Source organism: Rhodococcus sp. NPDC057529, assembly GCF_042802055.1.
In the GTDB taxonomy this organism is placed as follows: Bacteria; Actinomycetota; Actinomycetes; order Mycobacteriales; family Mycobacteriaceae; genus Rhodococcus_F.
The window spans coordinates 1-21,199 of sequence record NZ_JBHVEY010000040.1; the positions used below are offsets into that span (position 1 = coordinate 1).

The window sequence follows — 21,199 nt, forward strand, 5'->3', positions numbered from 1 at the left end:
TCCGTCACCGGCCCGAGGATTCCCAGGATGTAGCCGTCCAGGAACGTGCCACCGGCCAGCACGACGAACAGCCGGATCATGAACCGTCTCTTGAAGGTGTCTGTCTCAGTCGGCTTCTGCGTATCTAACATTGGTCTCTCCTATGACGTCAGTGGTTCCAACCGACGAATGTGATGTGCCGAACAATCACAGGTTGTCATACATCTAGCCGATCGGTAAAGCGATACCCGAAAATGGTGCCCGTGTGACTGATGGGACTCAAGATGGACATGGCGGCCACAGCATCACGCGACCTGCGTCGATCCTGTGCCGCGGATCCGCTCCGGCAACCCCATGAACTCCGCATTTCAGGTACGGCCCGGCGGGGCACGCCACCTCGCCGAGCACGGGGTCGGTGTCGTCGACAGAGACCAGGGCGGGTGCTGATTGGAGAGCAGCGGGCGCGGCGGAGTTCCGGGATGTTCGTGTGTAAGAAACTCGCACATCGGACCAGACCTGCCCTCCTCGCTTCGCACCCGATCGCGGCATACGACGATCCGAAACCAGCAGGTCATCAGCTCACGCAGCGACCTTGCCGAGCCCCCACGGGATGGAGCGTGTCCTGACCCCCAGGAGCTCGGCATTCCTTCGGCGTTAGACCGCTGCGTCCTCGTTCGGCATTCGTCGGTCTCAGATCTCTGCGACCTCGTATGGCCAGCCGTTCATGCGTTGCTGGCCCGTCGTGAATATGGCCCAGCGTCCGCTTCGTCCGCCTGCGGAAGGAAGGCATCGCCGCTGACACGACAGGACCACCGTGGCGAGCCGTCAGACGAGGCACCGAGCGCGGTTCGTGTGGTCACCCCGATTTTCCTGCGGGTTCGCAGCTCATCACCGTTTTCGGCTCGCCAATACGCGGCGCAAACTCCTGTCTGGACGTCTGCCACACCGCTAGGTGCTCACCGGGAGCCAAGCCTCAGCGCCGTCGCTCTCTTCGAGCCCCGACCTGATCGCGGTTTCGTGCCGACAAGCCGCCCCTTGACAGCCTCTTTCCGATGTGTGACAGTCGTCCTACAGGTTGTTGTCCTACAACTTGCGCACACGGCGAACGACTTGGTGTACCTCGGCCCTCGGATCGCTCGCAACGGCCCAGAGAGGACTCCTCTTGGAATCATCGACCCGAACGCTCAGTGCCGGCACCCCTCGCAGGGGTCACGGCGCAGCTTGCCCCAAGGCGCAGCAGGATCGATTGCTGGAGCAAGGACCGGGCGCGGTCATCGCAACAGATGGCAGTAGTAGCTCTGTGCGCGCCAAGAGCGATCGGTCGCTGTTCCATGGACAAGCAGTAGGAACCTCGGCCCGGGTCCAGTTTGCGATGGACCCAGAACGAGCACTCAGTGAGCCGGTGAGAGCACCTGGCTGGTGCCACGACTTCCCCGGCGAACGTGGAGGTACGGGTGGCAGCAGAGAGGCCGTCCAAACTCGATTTCCGCCGATGCCGGCTCGATCCACGTCAGAACTGACTCATCGGTAATATCCAAGAAAGGCAACGAGAGTGAACGACAAATTTGTAGGGGTTTACCCCGTCCTGGTCACCCCGTTCAACGAAGATGGCTCTTTCCGCCTCGAGGCCGCGAAGGAGCACGCGGACTGGCTCGTCGAGCAGGGCATCAAGAACGCGATCGTTCTGGGTGCCACGGGTGAGTACCAGAGCTTGACCAACGACGAGCACAAGTACTACATCTCGGAGATGGTCCCTTACCTGAAGGAGAAGGGACTCACCGTCGCCGCGGGCGTAGGGCGCGAACGGCCGGACGATGTCATCGAACTGATGAACCACGATCAGGCCGCCGGCCTCGATATCGGCATGCTGTTGCCGCCGTTCTACTCGAACCCCAATCAGACCGAGATCGTCGAGAACTACCGCTACATCGCGGAGCACACCACGCTGCCCATCATGCTCTACAACAACCCCTGGAACTCTGGCGTGAACCTGACCAGGGAATCACTCCAGGAACTGTTCAAGCTGCCCGCGGCTAAGGCGTTCAAGGAGTCGACGGCTGATATCCACCGCACGACGGAAGCCCTGATCGACGCACCCGACGACGTGAATGTCTTCTGTGGCGACGAGAACATGGCTCTCGAGAGCTTCATGATGGGCGCCAAGGCATGGGTCTGCCTCTCCGTCAACTTCGCGCCGAAGACCGCCCTGAGGCTCTACGACGCAGCGATGTCCGGTGATTGGGAGTTTGCGAAGAAGCACTACGCGCAGTACCTGCCGGTCTTCGATCTCATGGAGAACGCCGAGAAGGTCCCGGCCACCATCAAGTACATCGTCACGAAGTACCGGGGTATCGATGTGGGCTCGGTGCGTCGTCCTCGGCTCGATCTGACGGCAGAAGAAAAGGCCGCAGTCGACGCAGTCTTCGATTTCGCAGGAATCGAATAGCGTACTCGGTTCGATGAGCTCGGCCATCTCGTTGAAGTAGCAGGCGGGGATCGCGCCACGGCGTCATCGCAGGCGGCGCGATCCCTCCCCCGCAAGCAACAGACTCGCTGATCCGGGTCGGCCGGAAGTCACCGGAACCGGCGTACACCAGCCGACTCGCCTGAGATCTCCCACGCATCCCGGCGAGGCGACGAAAACCCAAGTAGACCCACGCAAGAACATCAATGCGGTACGTGAAGGAATGATCACAGTGGCACCAAAAATGGGGCTTGTAGCACTCGCCAGCAAACTCGAGCTCGGCGGCGAGCGGAGCGACGACTTGCTTGCGGCCACCGCCAAATCGCTGACCGATGCCGGCATCGACCTGGTTGTGGGCAAACTGATCGTGGAGAACGCCGCGGACGCCCTCCAGGTCTGCGATCAGCTGAAGAACTCGGGGATCACCTCCCTCGCCATCGTCGACGTGACCTGGCAGTCCGACTCGCTCAAGTACCTGTTCGCGCAGCAACTGGGTCTGCCGACCCTGTACTGGGCCACCCCGTACGCCGACACGTTCTCGATGGCGTGCGTTCAGCATTTCACGTCCGTTCTCAAGATCCAGAACATTCCGTTCCAGTACGTGTACGGACTGCCCACCGACCAGGCCGCTATCGACAAGGCCGTCCTGGTTGCCAAGGCCGGGCGCGTCATCGACACACTCGCGAACGCACGCGTTGCCCTCGTCGGTCCCCGCAACTACTGGCGGATCGCAGGTGCGATGGACATGGTGAACGAGGAGTGGCAGTTCTCGAAGAAATTCGGAAGCACCATCATCCATGTCGAAATGGAGGAGATCACCGATTTCGCCGGGACAGTTTCCGACGACGAGGCCAGAAGTGTTCTGCAGGACTTGGCTTCGCGCACGGGCAAGGTCAATGCGAGTGATGAAACACTGCTCTACTCGGCCAAGGTGTATCTCGGCACGAAGGCGCTAGTCGCGAAGTACAACCTGGACGTGGTGGTCGGCGAGTGCTTCCCGAGGTACTCGGGCCTGCTGAACCTGGCAGCCTCCTGGTTGGGCGACGAGGGACTTGTCGTCGAGACCGAGGGCGACATCGGCGGCGCCGTGGTTCAGCACATCCTCAACACGGCAGCTTCCGGTGACGAGGTAGCCGTCGCAACGATCCTGGCGGAGACGGGAAGTTACGACGACGAGAACGACCACTTCAATTTCGCTCACGAGGGAAGCACCGCGACTGCCTACGCCGAGGACGTCAGCCAGGTGCGCGTCGAGCAGATGGGCGACGCTACCCAGGTGTGCTTCATCGTCAAGCCGCTGGAGAAGGCCACGGTCTGCAGCTTGGTCGGTGCCGACGGCGACTACAAGATGCTGGTGGCCAACGCATCGACACTCGAAGCAAGCCAAGAGGAGTGGGAAGCCGCCGGCACCCGGCTGTTCGCCAAGCTGCGCTTCACCGAAAAGCCCAGCAAGGTCATGGACACGATGGTTCGTGAAGGCATCGGCCATCACTGGCTCATCAAGGAAGGCGACTACGCCGAGCTCATTCAGATTGTCTGCGATTACCTGCAGGTCAGCACTCTGCGAATTCGCTAGCACTACGGGGCGAATCCCCATGAGGGCCACGGTCTCCACGTCGAGAATCCGACATGAATCGCTCGCGACGAGTGCCCCACGGTGAATCCTCGCCAGCACGTGTAAAGAAACATACGTTTAGTACAGAAAGAGCAAGCACATGAAAGACGTGGTCATTGTCGGGGGTGGTCTCGCCGGCCTTTCGGCAGCGTGGCGAACACGCTACTACGACAACCTCGTGTTGGAGAGCACCGATCGCATCGGCGGACGGGTCCGCTCGGAACGGCGCGGCGACTACTGGATGAACTGGGGCGGGCATATGTACGCCGGCCCGGGCTCGGCCTCGGACTCGTTGTTCAACGAAGTGGGTATCAACACCGTCGAGATTCCCGGTTTGCTGACCGGCATGTCGATGAACGGCAAGCTCCTCACCAAGGGTTCGCTGGCGACGTATCCACTGCGAATCCCGATGTCGACGTCGGCGCGGGTGGGGACGTTCGCGGTCGGCGCGAAGATCCTGTCCTCGCTGGTGTTCAAGTACCTCAAGGTGGTGCGCCCGCGTCCGGGTGAGTCGCCTGCGGTGCGCCAGCAGCGGATCTTCGACTTCGAGAACAACCGCACGTTCCGCGATTTCATCGGCAAGAATGTGCCACCCGATGCCGAGGCGCTGTTCGAGGTCACGGTGACCCGTGTCTGCGGCGGTCTGGACGAGATTTCAGCAGGCCAGGGCATCGGCTACTTCAACATGGTCTTGGGGGGCGGTGCAGGTCTCTACCGGTACATCGTCGGCGGTCCGTCGACCCTCACCCAGTCGATCGCGGCGTCCCTCGGTGACCGCGTTCAACTCGGCGCCGAGGTTCAGGAAGTCGTGAACAAGAAGGATTCCGTGCTGGTGCGCTACCGCCAGGACGGCACCGATCGGGAGGTGGAGGCACGCACCGTGGTGCTTGCTCCCACCGCGAGTGTGGCTCACCGTGTCGGGGTGGACTTGCCCGCCGATCTGCGAGACGCACTCGGCCAGATCAAGTACGGCCCCCACGTGGTCAGCTCGTTCCTGACCAACGAGACCGAACCACGCCCCTGGGACGGCGTCTACTGCATCGCGGCACCGAAGGCCTCCTTCTCGATCGCCACGAACAATTCGAGCATCATCCGCGGTAGCGAGAAGGAACGCCAACCCGGCGGCAGCTTCATGGTGTTCTCACCCGGCGACAAGGGACGCGCTCTGTGGGACAAGAGCGATGCAGAGGTCGCCGCGATCCACCAGGCGGACCTGCACGAGGTTCTGGGTCATGGCTTCACCGACACCGTGGTCGATGCCGGGGTGTCGCGCTGGGCCGAGGGCTCACCGTACTGCTTCCCGGGCCGCGGCAAGATCCAGCAAACGCTGATGCGCGGCGCCAGTCGCGTGTTCCTCGCGGGAGACTACCTCGGCTCGCTCGCGACCGAAACGTCCATCGCGACCGGCCTGCAGGCAGGCCAGAACATCCTGAGTCTGCTCGGCACCGAGCACCAGGCCCGTCGGGTGCCGAATGTATCTGCCCGCGCCGCGCTGCAGACGCAAGCATCTGATTCCAAGTCCAAGCGGGATAGTGCTCCGCTTGCGGCTCTTCCGATCGATTGAGCACTGCCCGCCCGACCAACGCAGGTGATTTCCCTCGTTGCGGGCGGGTGCCGAACCCGGCAAGCCGACCGCGTCGGTCTCGACCGTTGCAGTACCCCTGGCCGACGCGCCGGGCGAGACGATCGAGACCTTCGGCGGTGGCATCGCTGTAGCTGGCGGCGGCCGGGCGATCGGCAGGGCTTGTCCGGTGACGATGGTGGCGGCGAGGGTGCGGGTCCCACCGACGGTGCCGGCTGCGAACCGGTAACCCACCTCCAGCGCGGCCGCGAACCCCGCTGATCGTCGCCCCGACCGCTGCTCCGTGCAGTCGAGGACTGCACGGAGCAGCTCTTACGCGACCCACGAAGGCGGCGAGGACATCGCCGTCCGATTCGACCTTCTGAAGACCTGACCAGGAGGTCGGATCGACCCTGCTGCAGTTCAGGCGATTCCTGAAAATCGCTACGGCCGCCTCCTGCGGAATCGCGCGAGTTTCACCGACCAACACCCATTACAGCAATCCAGATCGGATCCAGTATGAAGTCAGAACTCATAGTCATGCTCACCAACCATGACGTGACGGTCCCCAATGCTCTAGAACTCTTCCTGGAGTGCGCTCACCTTCCGGTGACCTTCTGGGGATTCAAGGATGTCGGCCTCTCGAAACCGGACATGGTGAAACTTGTCGCGGAGTTCCGCGCGGCGGGCAAGACCCCCGTTCTCGAGGTGGTGCAGTTCGAGGAGGCCAAGGCGCTCGAGGCGGCCCGTCTCGCGAGCGACTGCGGCATCGAGTACTTCACTGGAACCCGCTTTTCCCCTGCTGTCCAGGCGTTCGCGCGAGAGGCCGGACTGAAGTACTTCCCCTTCTGTGGCGAAGTCAGTGGCGAGCAGATCGCGCTCACCGGCAGCATCGAAGAGATTGTCGACGACGCGCAGCGCGTGCTCGACGCCGGAACCGACGGCGTCGACTTGACCGCATATCGGGCGGTCACCGCAGACCCGGTGACGCTGGCGAAAGAGCTGGTAGCCAAGGTCGGCGGCGAACGTGTCATCATCGCCGGCAGCATCAGTAGTGTGGAGCAGGTGCAGATCATCGAGGAGATCGGCCCCCTGGGATTCACCATGGGTGGTGCACTGTTCGAGAGTCGATTCGTCCCGGGCGGATCGTTCAAGGAGAACCTGCAGTTCGTCGTCGACACGCTGCAAGATCTGAGAGCAGGTGTGTCGTGACCGACTACCTGTTGGGGATCGACGTCGGAACGAGCGCGATCAAAGCCGCGATCTTCGACACGCACGGCGTCGAAATCGGAAGCCACGCTGAGGAATACTCCCTCCTGACCGCCGCGGCGGGACATGTCGAACTCGAGGTCGATACCTACACCTCGACGTTCGCGCTCGCGGTCGGACGAGCCATTGCTTCGTCCGGAGTGAGTGGGAGCGAGATCCGCGCGATCGGACTTTCCTGCCAGGGAGAGACCTTCCTGTGCCTGGACGAGCACGCCAAGCCGCTACGGCGGGCCATCGTCTGGATGGACAACCGCGCCACCGCCGAGGCAGAGGAGATCGAACAGCATTTCACGCGTCCGACACTGCAGGAGGTGACCGGGCAGGTGGGCATGGACGCCATCTGGCCGGCCTCGAAGATCCTGTGGCTGCGGAAGAACGAACCGGAAACCTTCGAACGCACGGCAAAGTTCGCGCTGCTGAAGGACTACCTCGTCCAGCGACTCACCGGCACGCTGGCCAGCGAAGACTCTCTGCTCTGCACCACGATGCTGTTCGACATCAAACAGCGCCGATACTGGCCGGACATGTTGGAGTATCTGGGCATCACCGAGCAACAGCTCCCCCAGATCGCGCACCAAGGCGAAATCGTCGGAACCCTCACGGCAGCGGCAGCTGCCGAGCTGGGGCTTCCCGAGGGCGTGCCGGTTTCCGTCGGAGCGCTCGACCAGGCGTGCGGCGCCCTCGGGGTCGGCAATGCGATCCCGGGCATCTTCTCGGAGAGCACAGGCTCCGCGCTGGCGACCGTCACGATCACCGAGGACATCGTGGTCGACCCGTCCGGGGAGGTTCCCTGCTTCCCCGCAGCGATCCCCGGACAGTACATGGTGCACATGTTCTCGACCGGCGGCATGGTCATGCGCTGGTACCGGGACCAGTTCTGCGCCGATGAGCTCAAGGTGGCAGAGCTCTGCGGCAACAGCGCCTACACGCTCATCGATTTCGAAGTCAACCAGGTCAAGCCGGGCGCCGACGATCTCATCGTGTTGCCGCACCTGCAGAGCGCGGGCCCGCCGGACACCGACGCGTATGCGCGTGGGGTCATCTTCGGCCTCACCCTGGCCCACACCAAGCAGCACGTCGCACGCGGGATCATGGAGGGCGTTGCGATCGTCTTGCGCCGCATGATCGAGGCCGCTTCCCGGCTCGGCGTCGAAGTGGAGGAGATCATCTCGCTCTCCGGCGGGTCGAAGTCGGACGCATGGTGCCAGATCAAGGCGGATACGACCCACCTGCCGATCCGGACACTGCTCGCGACGGAATCGGCGGGATCCCGCGGCGCAGCGATCCTTGCCGGTGGCGCCGCGGGGCTCTGTGAATCGGTCGTCGACGTCGCGCGGTCGTCGATGCAGTACGACCGCGAGTTCAAACCGAACACGGACCATGCCGACGTCTACGACCGACTCTTCGCGCGTTACGCGGCACTGCAGCAAGCGGTTACGCCACTGTTCCGGCTGGACCAGCAGCAGTAGGCGGCCTACGCGAGGAGCGGCGTTGTCGGCGGCACAACGCCGCTCCTCGGCCAGCTCCAAGCCCCTTCTCGGGCTCCCTCAACCGAAGGAGCCCCGACCCGACCCCGATGGAAAGGCGATGACTATGCATGTTCTCGTTGTCCTCACTCACCCTGACTCGGAATCGCTGACTACGTCTGTCGCACGCGACATCACCGCACGGCTGTCGTCCGCGCACTCCGTGGAGGTAGCGGACCTGAGCGCCGAGGGCTTCGCGCCGGCGTTCACACTGGGGGACGTTCAGGCCTACCGCCGCGAGGCGCCCGTGCCCGACGACGTGAAGCGAGAACAGGACCGCATCAGTCGAGCCGACGCCATCGTGTTCGTCTATCCCATCTACTGGTGGGGCATCCCCTCCCTCCTCAAGGGCTGGATCGAGCGCGTGTTCAGCATCGGCTGGGCGTGGGGACCCGAAGGAACAGCTCTGCTCGGCAAGAAGATTCATCTCATCGGGCTCGGCGCGAGCGGCCTCGACCGCTACGAGAGCCGCGGGTTCCTCGACGCCATGCACACCTCGATCAACGAGGGCACCTTCGGGTACTGCTCTGCTCCGGTGACGTCATCGCGCATCCTGCACGGGTCCGAAGGTGACGTGTCCGACCGCGCTGACTTCGTGGACGCCGCCGCGAACGACATCCTGCAGAGCCTGGATCCAGCGGAGCAGTATGACCGCGCCGCCAGCTGCTGAGCAGACCTCCCGGCGTACCGGTTCCTGGGTGATCGCCGGGTTGTCGGTTGCCTTCGTTCTTGCGTGGAGCTCGGGGTGGATCGGTTCCCGGCTCGGAACTCAGAGCGCCACCACACTGAACCTGTTGTCCTGGCGGATGGTGGTGCTGTGCCCTGTCGCCGTGATCGTCCTGCTCATCACCACCGCCCCCAAACCCGGCAGCCGGCGACGGTTGCCCGTCGGCTGGCGGCAGCAGGTCCTCGTTGGCCTCCTCACTCAGGTGATGTACACATGGGGTGCGGTGGCCGCCGTCGAGTACGGCGTGGGCGTCGGTACCGGAGCGGTCATTGCGGCACTGCAGCCGATGATGACCGGTGCGTTCGCATCCCTTGTCCTCAAGGAGACCGTGAAACAACAGGAGTGGATGGGACTAGGCGTCGGTCTCGCCGGCGTTGCTCTCGCGGTCAGCGGCGACTTCGGCGGAGGAACCGCGCCCGCGTGGGCCTACCTGTTGCCGTTTTTCGGCATGCTCGCCCTGGTCGCTGCCACCTTGATCGAGGCCCGACGGCCGAGCCAACTTCCCGTCGTCGAGCGGCTCAGCATCCAGTTCCTCGTCGGCGCGATCGTGTTTGTCGCGATTGCGGTACTCGCCGGGCAGTTCGTCGGGCCGCACCTGTCTGACAGCGTCTTCTGGACCACGGTCGCGTGGTACGTGGTGTTCTCCATTGCCGGTGGCTACTCGTTGTACTGGATCCTGCTGCGCCGCACGAGCGCAACCCGAGTCGGCACGCTCATCTATTTGACACCGCCCACCGCAACAGTGTGGGCATGGCTGATGTTCGGGGACACCATCGCCGCCGTGACGCTCATCGGCTTCGTTGTCGTCGCCGCCGGCGTAGCGATGGTCTTCCTCGATTCCTCGAGCAAGTCGGTGTAGGCGGCGGTTCCGGTACCTCGATGTGTCGCGAGACCGACATGTCGGCCTGATCATGTTCGTGTTTTCGGCCGTGATCTCGTATGCCTCGACGGCCCCCGCCGTCACCGGGCGGCGCCGGGCTCCACTGGTCCGCTGGGCGTCCGTTGCAGAGAAGGCCGAGGTGAGGTGTGGTGAAGGTATCGGCGTTCCCGCCACGCCGACGCGCCACCGTGAGGGTGCGTCCCCAGCTCGGCCTCGCATCGGCAAGCGGCGATTGTGCTTGAAAGTTGTATGCAGAAGTGGCAGCATGTCAGACATGTCAGCGACGAATCGATTGAGTGCAGCCCAGCGCCGCGAATCGATCGAGCTGATGCGGCGCCAGGAACTCGACGTGCTCATTGTCGGCGGCGGCATCACAGGCGCGGGCGCGGCACTCGACGCCGCACTTCGCGGGCTCACGGTGGGTCTGATCGAGCAGGCGGACCTGGCATCGGGCACGTCCAGCAAGTCCAGCAAGCTCATCCACGGTGGCCTGCGATACTTGGAGCAGTTGAACTTCCGGCTCGTGCGCGAAGCGCTCCACGAGCGGGGGCTGCTGCTGCGACGGATCGCCCCCCACCTCGTCACACCCGTGCCGTTCCTGCTGCCCCTCCGGCATCGTGGGTGGGAGCGGCTGTACCTCGGCGCGGGCATTGCACTGTACGACCGCCTCGGTGGCGCCCGGCATGTCCCTGCAGGTCGGCATCTGTCCCGGAGCGGAGTGGCGCGGGTCGCTGCCGCGCTCCGCCCCGGCGGCTACATCGGGGGCATCCAGTTCCACGACGTTCAGACTGACGACGCGAGATACACCATGACGGTGGCGCGCACCGCGAGGGCGCACGGGGCGCTGATCGCCACGAGAATCCGCGCCGACGACGTCACGATCGAGGACGGGCGAGCCGTCGGAGTCCGATGCACCGACCTCGAGACCGGTGAGGGCATCGCCATCCGCGCACGGCACATCGTCACCGCTGCGGGCCCATGGACCGGCGACCTCGTGCCGTCCGACTCGTCGGCGCGACCCGGGCTGCGCTTGTCGAAGGGTGTCCATATCGTCCTGCCGAAGTCGGCGATCGAGATGGACACCGGTCTGCTCGCACGCACGACCACGGGACTCCTGTTCGTCATTCCGTGGCAGGGCTTCTGGCTCGTGGGCGACACCGACACCGAGTGGCGGAGCGCTGACGCGGCGGGCGTCGCGGCCGATCGCGCCGATGTCGCGGTCCTCCTCGAACGCCTGAACAGTGTCCTGGCCACGCCGGTGTCGGCGGCCGACGTCCTCGGCGTCTTCGCCGGCCTGCGTCCGTTGGTCGCGGCGGACCCGGACGTCGATACCGTCCGGCTCAGCCGTGAGCACGCGATCACGTCGCCGGTGCCGGGGATGTCGATGATCACCGGCGGCAAGTTCACGACGTACCGCGTCATGGCCGCGCAGCTGATCGACGCCGCGGCAACCGCGCTCGGTGACCTCGCCATTCCCGCGTCCACCACCGATCGCACGCCGTTGCTTGGAGCAGAGGGGTTCGACGCCCAACGGTCGGCACGGCGACGGAGGGCGGAGTCGCTGGGGCTGGGCCCGGCCGGGCTCGAGCGGCTGTCGCGGCGCTACGGCTCCTGCGCCTCCGAGCTCCTCGACCTGATGGAAACTCGCCCCGAGTTGCGGGAGGAAATCCCCGGCGGTACTGGCACTCTGGCGGCGGAGATCGTGTACGCGTGCACCCATGAGGGTGCGCTGCACCTTGACGATGTGCTCGACCGCCGAACGAGAATCGCGATCCAGACCGCCGACCGTGGCCGCGAAGCCCTCCCCCGGGTCACTGCCCTCATGGGTGAGGCGCTGGGCTGGTCGAACACGGACGCCGATCGAGAACTGCACCGGTACGAGCTCATCGCCGGGAACGACTCGCCGCTACCCACGATCGGCCCGCCCGAGACCACCGCGCACGGAGTAGACCCATTCACAGGAGAACGGATCAATCAATGACAATGACGAAGCCGACCATCGTCCGAGAGTCAGATGCCAAGGTCTTCTATGAAGGACCAGAGCTGTGCCGTGAGTACCTGCGCAACGACGACCTCTGGTTCGGCAGCTCGCTGGTACAGCCGGGAGAGACCGGAGCTGTCGACCCGGGGCACGCCGACTCCTGGGAGATCTTCTACTGCGTGGCGGGCGAGGGCATCATCGATGACGGTGAGAACGAGTACCCCCTGCGCGCGGGCGACACCCTCGCTATCCCGCCGACCATTCCCCATCGAATCCACAACCGCGGCACTGAACCGGTGCTGATGGTGTGGGCAGGAGGCCCAGGCGAAAATGTTGCATAGCGAGATAGCATCTCCCCAAGCACGGAACTCCGAGCAATCCTCCCGCCGGCCTAGCGCGACGAATCGCGCGCTGCAGGCGCTGCGCCAACTGCTCAGCGAGGAGAAATGGAGGGCCGGCGATCGCCTCCCGTCCGAGCCCGCGCTCGCCGAAGAACTCGGCGTCAGCAGAGTCAGTGTGCGCGCCGCGCTCGCACAGCTTCAGAACGAGGGGCTCGTCGACCGACGACACGGCTCGGGAACGTACGTGAACTCTGTTCGCCCGCTGGTCAGCAGCCTTCATCACAACGTCGGCGCCGACCAACTCATCAGCTCCGGCGGACACACGCCCGGGATCGCTGAGATGTCTTGGCGCCAAGGTTCGGCAAGCGAAGAGGTGGCACGCCGTCTCGGTTTGGAACCTGGAGCAGCAGTCGTGGATCTGTACCGCGTCCGGACCTCCGACGGAACACCCGTCACCGTCGAGCACGACTATTTTTCCGTGGAATTGCTGCCACCGGACCCGGTCAGCGTCGGAGCGTCGCTGTATTCGTTCCTGTCGACTGTGTGCGGTGTCGAGGTCACCTTCGGCGTCGCCACCATCGAACCCGCCACGGTGGGCACCGAGCTTGCCCCGGTTTTCGGTGTGTCACCCGATGAGTTGTGCCTGATGATCAAACAAGTCGACTACGACGCCGATGAGCGACCAGTCTCCTACTCCGTCGAGCAGCACCTCGCCAGCGCCTTCGACTTCCAGTTGGTCAGGCAGGGTCCGGCGAAGGGCCAATCCAGATAGGCAAGAAGAGCGTTGCATCAACTTCAACCCGGTGGGACCGCTGTCCGGTTCGACTCGCATCCTCACGATGTGACCGGCGGGTCCAACCAAGGATGCGAATCGAACACATGGACATACTGACAACGACACTCGAAATGATGACCGCTCCAACCGATCCACCTCGAGACCTACCCGATGATGCCCGCGTGGACCGTGCCACCTCGGTGTCACCGGAGTACGCGAGATTCCTCTACGGTCTGGTCGGTGGACCGTGGCACTGGACCGGCAGATTGACTTGGCCTCGCCATCGGTGGGAGGCGGAGCTGTCGGTGTTCGGCACCGAGTTCCTCGTTCTCTATCGGCAGGGTGTGCCGGCGGGTTATGTCCATCTGCAACCGCTGCCGGGTGAGGACGGCACGCACGTCGAGATCCGGTATTTCGGGTTGGTGGAGGATGCGATCGGCAAAGGACTGGGTGGCCCGTTGCTCGAGCACGGAATCGCTGCGGCGTGGTCGCTTCCCGAGCGGTTCGATCTGCCGGGCATAACCCGTGTGTGGGTACATACCTGCACTCTGGACGGTCCGAACGCCTTGGCGAACTATCAAGCGCGCGGTCTTGTCGTCTGCGGCACCGAAATAGAGCGGAAGGACGTCGCAGCCCAGGCACCCGGATCGTGGACATCCACCGGTGGACCCGACGGAACATAATCCGTGCGACCCATCGTGCGCGGGCGAACTGACGCGCGTCGCCCCAACGTGCGGTGGGCCCAGTACACGCTCCAGGGCCGCTGCCTCGGCCGGGAAGTGGCCACGGGCTGTCACGGCCCTGCGGATCATGGCGCAACCGACTCGGTGTCATGCGTCTGGCCACACTCAACCCGGTTGCGATCAGTGGTGGGGTGCGGTTGGGGCACCCGGATCGAGCGCCCCCTGTGGTGCGACTGAACCAGGGTCGGGCACCGTCGCCATTCTCGAGATCGCGACCGTACCGACAGCGGCGAGGACCAGGAAGGCGCCCATCACCCACAGTCCGGAACGGTAGGTTCCGGTGAGGTCTTTCAGGGCACCGGTGATGGAGGGTCCGAGGAGACCGGAGAAGTTGCCCATGGCGTTGACCATGGCAATACCGGCGGCGGATGCCACTCCGGTCAGATACCTCGATGGCAGCTGCCAGAAGATCGGTACCGCGGAGAAGATCGCGGCGGCGGTGACAGAGAAGGCGACGACCGCGACGACGATGTTGTTGGAGTAGCCGGCACCCACGATCGCGACTGCACCGAGTAGCGAGGGACCAGCGATGTGCCACGTTCGTTCCTGGGTTCGGTCGGAGTGCCGCCCCCACAAGATCATTGCAGCTGCGCCGGCGAGACTCGGAATTGCGGCGATGAGGCCGATCTGGCTGATGGACAGGCCGAGCGCGTAGTCGACGTTCAGCGATTCGACGATTGTGGGCAGGAAGAATGCCAGAGCGTACTCCCCGAATTCGATTGCGAGATAGACCAGACCGAGGGCCAGAACCAGCGGGCTGAAGATCGTGCGGAGAATGCCGCCGCTGTTCCTCGTCTGTTCGATCGCACTCGCCTCGGTATCGAGTTCGTTTATCAACCATGATTTTTCGCTCTGTGTGAGCCACGTGACCGTTGCGGGGCGCTCGGGAAGCTTGTAGATGCACCATATGCCCAGCAGGATCGCCGGGATGGCCTCGATGATGAACATCGACTGCCACCCCCGCAGGCCGAGCAGCCCGTGGGTGCTTTCCATCAACCACGTCGACAGGGGGCCGCCGATGAGTCCCGACAATGGTGCCGCTGCGATCGCGATAGCGGTGATCCGCCCGCGACGTGCAATCGGGAACCACAGGGTGAGATAGAAGATCATGGCCGGGAAGAACCCCGCTTCGGCCACACCCAGGAAGAAGCGCAGGATGAAGAAGTGCGCGGGGCTCTGGATGGTCGACATCAATGCGGCCAGTAGGCCCCATGTCGCCAGTAGTCCGCCCATCCACCGCTTGGGTCCGACTTTGGTCAGCATGACATTGGCGGGGACCTGGAACATCACATACGCCACGAAGAAGATACCGGCACCGAATCCGTACGCGGTTTCGGAGAGGCCGATGTCTGCATTCAGTTGCAGCGCAGCGTAACTGATGTTGACACGATCGAGATAGCAGATGAAGTACATGAAGAGAATGACCGGCATGATCATTTTCGTCGTCTTACGGCCGACCGACTCGCCGAGAGCGCTGGTAAGGGGACTGTTCATGGGAGTTGCCGCCAATCCGGGAATGGGACGGGGGTGTATCGGCGAAATGCCGAGAAGGGCCCTCAGTGGTATTGACACACCGGGCTTTGCAGGTCACTCGGTAACCTACAAACGAAGGGAAGCGCTGCTAGTGCAGCGGAGATCAGAGATTTCTGATTGAGGAACGGTTTTCTTCGATATGACTGATGATCGCGGCGTGAAGTCGGGTGGAATCGCGGGACTTCAACGCATCGAGGATCGGTTGGTGAGACTGGGCGACTGATCCCGACTGTATCCAGGCGGTGTCGCCCAGTGCCTGGTACATGCGGATCTGCCCTGCGATAGACCGCCAGACCCGCTTGGTCGTCTCGGTGGAGGCGATCTCGAGGAAACGCTCGTGAAATGCGTAATCCAGGTCGACTGCGTCGAGGATGTCGCCGGCCTGTTCCGCCGCACTCATCGCGTCGATGATGTCGGCGAGATCGGCGATGTCCTCGTCGTTCACGTTCGCTGCGGTTTCCTCGCTGGCGAGGGTCTCGAGGGTTTCGCGCAAGGCAAGTGCGTCGGCGGCGTCTCGTCGGGAGATCTGGGCGACGCGGACGCCTTTCTGTGGTGCGCTGGTGGCGACACCCTCTTGTTCGAGCAGCCGCAGCGCCTCTCGCACCGGCCCCCGAGACAGACTCAGGGACCGGGCGATTTCGACTTCGTTCAGGCGTGATCCGGGCGCATACTTTCCCGCGTGAATTGCGCGCCGAATCTGGTCCGCCGCTGTTTCATACAGCAAGCGGGGCTTGACCTGACGGAAGTCGAAGGCGTTGCTCATGGCGCTTGCTGGTCCTGTGCGGTTACTCGGGTCGGATCGAGAACAGCACCATAGCACGCCTCACTTGCGGACTTGGCGTACCGAGCGAGCACCCCTCTGGTGGGTCGAGTCGGCGCAGCCGACGGAGTGCGGGACTTGAGCTCCTCCTCGGGAACGTCGAGGTCGAGGCGTCCGCCGTGGAGGTCGAGGGTGATGATGTCGCCATCGCGGACGTAGGCGATCGGACCGCCCGAGGCGGCTTCGGGACAGACGTAGCCGATCGCGGCACCGTGGGATGCGCCGGAGAAGCGACCGTCGGTGACGAGGGCGACCGTGTCGGCGAGTCCCATGCCGACCACCGCTGCTGTGGCGCCGAGCATTTCACGGAATCCGGGGCCGCCGCGCGGGCCCTCGTTCCGGATCACCACGACGTCGCCGGGCTGGATCTTGCCGCCGTGGATCGCGACGATGGCGTCCTCTTCGTTCTCGAAGACGCGGGCGGGACCGCTGTGGTTGTGCAGGGACTTCGGGACCCCGCCGATCTTGACGATGGCGCCGAGGGGCGACAGCGAACCGTAGAGCACCCGCAGGCCACCGGTCTCCGAGAAGGGCTGCTCGGCGGTGGCGATTTGATCGGTGGCTCGACCCTCGACGGCGGGCTGGATCGGCGATACCCGGGGGCTGGCCTCGATCAGGTCCCCGAGTTCGTTCAAGACGGCCTGCACGCCACCGGCACGGTGGAACTGCGGCAGTGACACCTCCCCCGAAGGACGCAACTGCACCAGTGTCGGTGTCGATAGCGCGAGCTTGTCGAAGTCTCGCCAATCGAAGTCGACGTGCGCCTCGTAGGCGATGGCCGGCAGGTGCAATGAGGTGTTGGTCGAACCGCATACTGCCAGCGCGACGCGCACGGCGTTGCGGATGGACGCCTCGGTGACGATGTCACCGATCGTGAGGTTGTCCTCGAGGACCTTCATCACAGCCAGGCCGCTGTCGTAAGCCAGGCGCAGCTGTTCGGCCGACCCGTTGACGACCGTGGATACGCCGGGCAGGGACAGTCCCATCGCCTCGGCGCACATCGCCATGGTGTTACCCGTGTATGCGCTCGCGCCGCCGCCGGAGCCGGGCATCTGGGCAGTCTCGAGTTCGGCGAGCTCTGCTTCGGTGATCTTGCCGCTGTGGAATTCGGCGATCGCTTCGAACACCGTTTCCCAAGAGATTTCCCGGTCGCCGACCTGGCCGGCCTCGGTGGTTCCGGTGTAGACGTAGACCGCGGGCAAGCCGGTGCGCAGGGTGCCCATGATCATGCCCGGGGTGATCTTGTCGCCGCCTGCGATCAGGACCGCGGCATCGAAAGCATGGGACTGGAGCATGATCTCGACGGAGTCGGCGACCGTCTCCCGGGACGGGAGCACATACCGCATGCCGTCGGACGCCTCGCTGAGAACGTCGGTGGCATGGATGACGTTGAACTCCATCGGAGTTCCGCCACCGGCGATGACGCCGTCCTTGACTCGCTTGGCGACCTTGTCCAAGAAGACGTTCTCGTCGGCGATCTCGTTCCACGCGTTGACAACGGCGACGAGAGGGCGCTTGATCTCGTCCTGGGTGCGACCGGTGCCGTACCACCAGGAACGGGCAAAAGCGCGGTCAGGTCCTTGGTAGCGCTGCGTACTGCGCCGAGGTTGTGCGTTCATGTGACCCAGACTACAAGCGCAATGTAAAATGTCAACATTCTTCATTTGACATTCCTTTCGGGCGCTGACACCGTCGTCGGTGTCGGCTGGAGGAGGACGCCAGCCCTTGCACTTCCGGCTGCCCCACGGGCCTGAATCGACGCTTTCCCACCAGGGGTAGCCGGATCCCGCGTGCCGTCCGCCACCACGAATATGGCGCAATCGGCGGACGGCACGCACCACTGAACTCCCCATCGCGGATAGTCGCCTCCGATCTGCGGACTCGGGGCATGGCGAACGTTCTCGTACGGTCTGGATCGATCCGTAGGCCGCATCCGCGCATCCAGGGCGGCCGTCCGCACCGACCTGGCCCACCAGGAAACGTCGGAAGCGCATCGAAGATGCGGATCCGCGACGCCGAGGCCACTTGATCACCCCCACCCCGTAGCCGGCATCGCATGGATGGTCGAGTTGGTTGCGGGTATGTCGGGCGGGAACCTGTCAATCGACGCTCCGCCCCTTCGCCGCGGGAACGGAGAAACCCGGGGGCAAGATGTTCATACTGGCGATCGACGTGAACGAACTCCAGCACGACTTCGCCTCAAGGGCGAATGCGCTCGTGTTCCGACGGGGCGCGCAGGGCGCCCGCACGCGGGGCACTTCGCGGGTGGAGCCTCCCGCCGAAGTCACCCTGGCCCACCAATGCCCTTGAGGCGCTGCGGACACGTACGCCAGGGCAGCAGAGGCTAGCAGCCAGTGCGAAGCGAAAGAGATCGCCGTAGCTCTCGTCCGAGAGCTACGCCGATCTCTTCGTTCGAGATACCCAAACCCTTCCACGGAAAGCGGAGATAGCGCCATTGACAGATGTGAAATACGCATCGTATGTTCTACCCGATGCATAGTTGTAGGACAACTATGGGCGCAGCAACTGCGTCAGTTTTCCAGAAATCATCAAGGAGCATGATCATGACGACCGAGACCCCGTACATCATTCGGCAGGACGACGCTGAGGTCTTCTACGAGGGCCCGGAGCTGTGTCGGGAGTACTTCCGCAACGACGCGATGTGGTTCGGTACTTCCACGGTTCAGCCGGGCGACACCGGTGACGTGGATCAGGGTCACGCGGGTACGTGGGAGGTGTTCTTCTGTGTCTCCGGCGAGGGGTACCTCGACGACGGCTCGAACGAGTACTTCCTCAAAGCAGGTGACGCGTGGGCGGTGCCGCCCACCATCCCCCACCGCATCCACAACCGCAGTGCCGCCCCGGTCGTCATGGCCTGGGCCGGTGGCCCGACTCTGCCATCGGAGAAGTGATTCGGTTCCTCGGGCCAGCAATCCTCGCTATCGACGCCACGACACCGGGCCCGGCCACCTCTACGGGGTACGCACCGTAGGCGACAGCCCGTCACCACCACCCGCCACGATCTCCAACACCTAACAGGAAAACCCTGTTCAATGCCCAAAAGTCTGACTTCTCGAGGACGCCACCGCCCACCTCGGAACCTCGGGACCTCCCTAACCTCGAAGGACCATCCGTGAACACCAGCAGCACTTCCCCCGCCCGCCCGGGACCCTTCATCCGAAGGCTCAACCCGTGCGGACACCGCACCGGCCAATGGGCCCAGATACTCACCACATCAACCGGACACAACCCGGACCACTTCCTCGTCATCTACCACGACAGCGAAACAGAACTACTTCCGGCTGAATCCTCAAGGCATCACTACGAATTCGGCCCAGCACCCACCCACTGGCACTAACGAGATAGTCGCTCTCCCTCCCATCCGGAAGCAGCAAGGAAGTCCACGACGGCGATGTGGAGCCGAACCCCACCACCGCCATTCACCGGTTCGCCACCACCGACGCAACGAGCCAATCGCGCACGTACAAAAGACCCTCGTCCGTCGCCTCTTGCACGCCGAAGCCGCCGTCAGATTTGTCCTACCCTCGCAAGATATGTGAATAGGTGGGGAGTGTCCGATTAACGGTGGATCCGACCTCGGCGTCGGTTAGTCACCGTTCGGGGTGATGCGGCCTTCGAAGGTGATTGCGAACGCGTTGAGCGCTGGCTTCCACCTCATAACCCATCGTGCCTTACCCTTCCCGGTGGGGTCCAGAGCCCGTGTGGCGAGATACAGACATTTCAGGGCTGCTTGCTCGGTCGGGAAGTGTCCACGGGCCCTTATCGCGCGCCTGTAACGGGCGTTGACGGACTCGATTGCGTTTGTCGAGCAGATGACTCGTCTGATCTCGACGTCATAGTCCAGGAACGGCACGAACTCTGTCCACGCGTTTCCCCACATCCGTACGATCGCCGGATACCGCGCGCCCCACTTCCCGGCGAATTCATCGAATCGTTCCTTGGCCGCCGACTCGGACGGTGCCGTGTAGACCGGTCTGAGATCACGCGCCATCTCATCCCAGTACTGCCGGGCAGCGAACCGAAAGGTGTTGCGTATCAGATGAATAATGCAGGTCTGCACCACTGCGAGTTCCCACACCGTGTTGATGGCATCGGGCAATCCCTTCAACCCGTCACACACCACGATGCAGACGTCGGCGACACCGCGGTTCTTGATCTCCGTGAGCACTGAGAGCCAGAACTTCGCACCCTCACCACCGTCGCCGGCCCACACACCCAGAATGTCGCGTTCGCCGTTGACGGTGACCCCGATCGCGACGTACATCGGCCGGTTCGTGACCTGCCCATCCCGCACTTTCACGTGAATCGCATCGATGAAGATCACGGGGTACACCCGGTCCAACGGACGGTTCTGCCAGTCGGTCATCTCGCCGACGACCTTGTCGGTGATGCGCGAGATTGTGTCCTTCGACACCGTCGCTCCGTAAATATCCTGGAAGTGGGCAGAGACCTCACCGGTAGTTAAACCCTTTGCTGTCAAGGATAATACGATCTCATCGATACCGGTCAGCCGACGTTGACGCTTCTTGACGATCTGCGGGGCGAACGAGGAATCAGTGTCCCTCGGGACATCGATTTCCACAGGTCCGATCTCGGTCAGCACCGTCTTCGTCCGGGTGCCGTTGCGTGAGTTCCCGTCCCGCGGCCGGCGGCGTCGTGTTTCTCGTAGCCAAGGTGCTCGGTCATCTCCGCGTCCAGCGCGGTTTCGAGGACGTTCTTGGTGAGCTGATTCAATAGCCCGTCCGGGCCCATCAAATCCACCCCCTGCTCCTTGGCCTGGGCCAGGAGTTGCTCGGCCAACTGCTTCTGATCCACTTCGGTCGCTGCCATGGGATCCAGTGTTTCGGTCATCATCGATCCTTCCCGCCAAGCAGCAGCTCGGCGTGTCGAACCAAGATCAGATCAACCGTTATTCAGACAGTCCCAATAGGTGTGCGTGCGAAAGAGCACGGCCGCTCCATGCT

Annotated in this window: 15 protein-coding genes and 1 pseudogene; 12 read left to right on the forward strand and 4 right to left on the reverse strand. The window is 63.6% G+C overall.

The window, feature by feature from the left end:
• Nucleotides 1-1,531 precede the first annotated feature (1,531 nt).
• From ACFU5V_RS40700 to ACFU5V_RS40750, 11 genes are all read left to right on the forward strand, one after another.
• Nucleotides 1,532-2,425: a dihydrodipicolinate synthase family protein gene (locus ACFU5V_RS40700; protein WP_378706798.1), complete on the forward strand. Its 894-nt coding sequence runs from the start codon at nt 1,532-1,534 to the stop codon at nt 2,423-2,425.
• Nucleotides 2,426-2,687: 262 nt separating this feature from the next.
• Complete coding sequence (locus ACFU5V_RS40705; RefSeq protein ID WP_378706800.1) at nt 2,688-4,019, forward strand: hypothetical protein; 1,332 nt, start codon at nt 2,688-2,690, stop codon at nt 4,017-4,019.
• A gap of 139 nt (nt 4,020-4,158) precedes the next feature.
• On the forward strand, nt 4,159-5,622 hold the full coding sequence (locus ACFU5V_RS40710) for a protoporphyrinogen/coproporphyrinogen oxidase (RefSeq protein WP_378706802.1): 1,464 nt from the start codon (nt 4,159-4,161) through the stop codon (nt 5,620-5,622).
• A 516-nt stretch (nt 5,623-6,138) separates the two neighbouring features.
• A complete protein-coding gene (locus ACFU5V_RS40715) occupies nt 6,139-6,831 on the forward strand; it encodes a hypothetical protein (RefSeq protein WP_378706804.1) in 693 nt (230 codons plus the stop codon).
• Nucleotides 6,828-8,357 (forward strand): FGGY-family carbohydrate kinase, encoded by a 1,530-nt coding sequence (locus ACFU5V_RS40720; RefSeq protein ID WP_378706806.1) that lies wholly within the window; start codon nt 6,828-6,830, stop codon nt 8,355-8,357. Before ACFU5V_RS40715 ends, ACFU5V_RS40720 begins: the two co-directional genes overlap by 4 nt.
• Nucleotides 8,358-8,475: 118 nt before the next feature.
• A complete protein-coding gene (locus ACFU5V_RS40725) occupies nt 8,476-9,084 on the forward strand; it encodes an NAD(P)H-dependent oxidoreductase (protein ID WP_378706808.1) in 609 nt (202 codons plus the stop codon).
• Nucleotides 9,062-10,000 (forward strand): DMT family transporter, encoded by a 939-nt coding sequence (locus tag ACFU5V_RS40730; protein ID WP_378706810.1) that lies wholly within the window; start codon nt 9,062-9,064, stop codon nt 9,998-10,000. The genes ACFU5V_RS40725 and ACFU5V_RS40730 overlap by 23 nt, the downstream gene beginning before the upstream one ends.
• Before the next feature lie 295 nt (nt 10,001-10,295).
• On the forward strand, nt 10,296-12,002 hold the full coding sequence (locus tag ACFU5V_RS40735; RefSeq protein WP_378706812.1) for a glycerol-3-phosphate dehydrogenase/oxidase: 1,707 nt from the start codon (nt 10,296-10,298) through the stop codon (nt 12,000-12,002).
• Complete coding sequence (locus ACFU5V_RS40740; RefSeq protein WP_378706814.1) at nt 11,999-12,343, forward strand: cupin domain-containing protein; 345 nt, start codon at nt 11,999-12,001, stop codon at nt 12,341-12,343. Before ACFU5V_RS40735 ends, ACFU5V_RS40740 begins: the two co-directional genes overlap by 4 nt.
• Nucleotides 12,333-13,115 carry a GntR family transcriptional regulator gene (locus ACFU5V_RS40745; protein WP_378706816.1) on the forward strand — a complete coding sequence of 261 codons (783 nt, stop codon included), beginning with the start codon at nt 12,333-12,335 and terminating at the stop codon, nt 13,113-13,115. The genes ACFU5V_RS40740 and ACFU5V_RS40745 overlap by 11 nt, the downstream gene beginning before the upstream one ends.
• Nucleotides 13,116-13,300: 185 nt before the next feature.
• Entirely contained in the window at nt 13,301-13,801 is a 501-nt protein-coding gene (locus ACFU5V_RS40750) for a GNAT family N-acetyltransferase (RefSeq protein WP_378706818.1), read from the forward strand.
• Between the two features lie 180 nt (nt 13,802-13,981).
• Here ACFU5V_RS40750 and ACFU5V_RS40755 read toward each other — a convergent pair whose 3' ends face one another.
• The 3 genes from ACFU5V_RS40755 to ACFU5V_RS40765 form a co-directional block, all read right to left on the reverse strand.
• Nucleotides 13,982-15,355, reverse strand: a complete 1,374-nt coding sequence (locus tag ACFU5V_RS40755; RefSeq protein ID WP_378706820.1) for an MFS transporter — start codon at nt 15,353-15,355, stop codon at nt 13,982-13,984.
• 142 nt (nt 15,356-15,497) lie between these two features.
• Nucleotides 15,498-16,157 carry a GntR family transcriptional regulator gene (locus ACFU5V_RS40760; protein WP_378706822.1) on the reverse strand — a complete coding sequence of 220 codons (660 nt, stop codon included), beginning with the start codon at nt 16,155-16,157 and terminating at the stop codon, nt 15,498-15,500.
• Nucleotides 16,154-17,833, reverse strand: coding sequence for a dihydroxy-acid dehydratase (locus ACFU5V_RS40765; protein WP_378706823.1), 1,680 nt, complete (start codon nt 17,831-17,833; stop codon nt 16,154-16,156). Before ACFU5V_RS40765 ends, ACFU5V_RS40760 begins: the two co-directional genes overlap by 4 nt.
• A gap of 945 nt (nt 17,834-18,778) precedes the next feature.
• Here ACFU5V_RS40765 and ACFU5V_RS40770 point away from each other — a divergent pair.
• Complete coding sequence (locus ACFU5V_RS40770; RefSeq protein ID WP_378706825.1) at nt 18,779-19,126, forward strand: cupin domain-containing protein; 348 nt, start codon at nt 18,779-18,781, stop codon at nt 19,124-19,126.
• A 695-nt stretch (nt 19,127-19,821) separates the two neighbouring features.
• On the opposite strand, the pseudogene ACFU5V_RS40775 reads toward ACFU5V_RS40770, so the two are convergent.
• A pseudogene (locus ACFU5V_RS40775) lies at nt 19,822-21,086 on the reverse strand (IS256 family transposase).
• Nucleotides 21,087-21,199: the final 113 nt, after the last annotated feature.

Excerpts from the sequence above, each read along its gene's own strand:
- ACFU5V_RS40745 (WP_378706816.1), top strand. The coding sequence starts at position 12,333 with ATGTTGCATAGCGAGATAGCATCTCCCCAAGCACGGAACTCCGAGCAA.
- ACFU5V_RS40760 (WP_378706822.1), bottom strand. The coding sequence starts at position 16,157 with ATGAGCAACGCCTTCGACTTCCGTCAGGTCAAGCCCCGCTTGCTGTAT.
- ACFU5V_RS40765 (WP_378706823.1), bottom strand. The coding sequence starts at position 17,833 with ATGAACGCACAACCTCGGCGCAGTACGCAGCGCTACCAAGGACCTGAC.
- ACFU5V_RS40770 (WP_378706825.1), top strand. The coding sequence starts at position 18,779 with ATGACGACCGAGACCCCGTACATCATTCGGCAGGACGACGCTGAGGTC.
- ACFU5V_RS40735 (WP_378706812.1), top strand. The coding sequence starts at position 10,296 with ATGTCAGCGACGAATCGATTGAGTGCAGCCCAGCGCCGCGAATCGATC.
- ACFU5V_RS40725 (WP_378706808.1), top strand. The coding sequence starts at position 8,476 with ATGACTATGCATGTTCTCGTTGTCCTCACTCACCCTGACTCGGAATCG.
- ACFU5V_RS40755 (WP_378706820.1), bottom strand. The coding sequence starts at position 15,355 with ATGAACAGTCCCCTTACCAGCGCTCTCGGCGAGTCGGTCGGCCGTAAG.
- ACFU5V_RS40715 (WP_378706804.1), top strand. The coding sequence starts at position 6,139 with ATGAAGTCAGAACTCATAGTCATGCTCACCAACCATGACGTGACGGTC.
- ACFU5V_RS40705 (WP_378706800.1), top strand. The coding sequence starts at position 2,688 with ATGGGGCTTGTAGCACTCGCCAGCAAACTCGAGCTCGGCGGCGAGCGG.
- ACFU5V_RS40730 (WP_378706810.1), top strand. The coding sequence starts at position 9,062 with ATGACCGCGCCGCCAGCTGCTGAGCAGACCTCCCGGCGTACCGGTTCC.
- ACFU5V_RS40740 (WP_378706814.1), top strand. The coding sequence starts at position 11,999 with ATGACAATGACGAAGCCGACCATCGTCCGAGAGTCAGATGCCAAGGTC.
- ACFU5V_RS40710 (WP_378706802.1), top strand. The coding sequence starts at position 4,159 with ATGAAAGACGTGGTCATTGTCGGGGGTGGTCTCGCCGGCCTTTCGGCA.